This window comes from Colwellia sp. BRX9-1 (assembly GCF_014077195.1).
GTDB lineage: Bacteria > Pseudomonadota > Gammaproteobacteria > Enterobacterales > Alteromonadaceae > Colwellia_A.
In genome coordinates, this window is the sequence record NZ_JACGVM010000058.1 from 1 (window position 1) to 1,127 (window position 1,127).

At 42.0% G+C, this 1,127-nt stretch carries 1 protein-coding gene; it reads right to left on the reverse strand.

The annotated features are described in order from the left end of the window. Positions 1 to 20: 20 nt before the first annotated feature. The coding region (gene tuf / locus H4J76_RS19455) for an elongation factor Tu (protein ID WP_182218777.1) at positions 21 to 1,127 on the reverse strand (1,107 nt) is incomplete at its 5' end.

The following is a 1,127-nucleotide window of genomic DNA, read 5'->3' on the forward strand; positions in this document are numbered from 1 at the left end:
GTGAGAACTAAAATCTGCAATTATGCGATGATTTTAGATACAACACCAGCACCAACAGTACGACCACCTTCACGGATAGCGAAGCGTAAACCTTCATCCATCGCTACTGGGTTGATTAGCTCTACAACAAATTTCAAGTTGTCGCCAGGCATTACCATTTCAACACCTTCAGGAAGCTCTACAGCACCTGTGATATCTGTTGTACGGAAGTAAAACTGTGGACGGTATCCTTTAAAGAATGGTGTATGACGACCACCTTCATCTTTACTTAACACGTATACTTCTGATTCGAATTTTGTATGAGGTGAAATTGAACCAGGCTTACATAATACTTGACCACGTTCAACATCTTCACGCTTAAGACCACGTAAAAGTACACCACAGTTCTCGCCAGCACGACCTTCGTCTAGAAGCTTACGGAACATTTCAACACCAGTACAAGTAGATTTTTGAGTATCACGGATACCAACAACTTCTACTTCTTCACCAATTTTGATGATACCGCGTTCAACACGACCAGTAACAACAGTACCACGACCAGCAATTGAGAATACATCTTCGATAGGCATGATGAATGCTCCGTCGATTGCACGCTCTGGCTCTGGAATGTAGTTATCTAATTGATCAGCAAGTTCGATGATTTTTGCTTCCCACTTTTCGTCGCCTTGAAGAGCGCCTAAAGCTGAACCTTGAATTACCGGTAAATCATCACCTGGGAAGTCATATTCAGAAAGAAGTTCACGAATTTCCATTTCTACTAATTCTAGTAATTCTTCGTCATCTACAACATCACATTTGTTCATGAATACGATGATATATGGAACACCAACCTGACGTGATAACAAGATGTGCTCACGTGTTTGTGGCATAGGACCATCTGTAGCAGCAACTACTAAGATAGCGCCATCCATTTGTGCAGCACCGGTGATCATGTTTTTGATGTAATCGGCGTGACCAGGACAATCTACGTGTGCGTAGTGACGAACTTCTGTATCGTACTCGATGTGAGAAGTATTGATTGTAATACCACGCTCACGCTCTTCAGGAGCATTATCGATTTGTGCGAAATCTTTAACTTCACCACCGTGTACTTTAGTTAATACTGCAGAGATAGCAGCTGTTAAAGT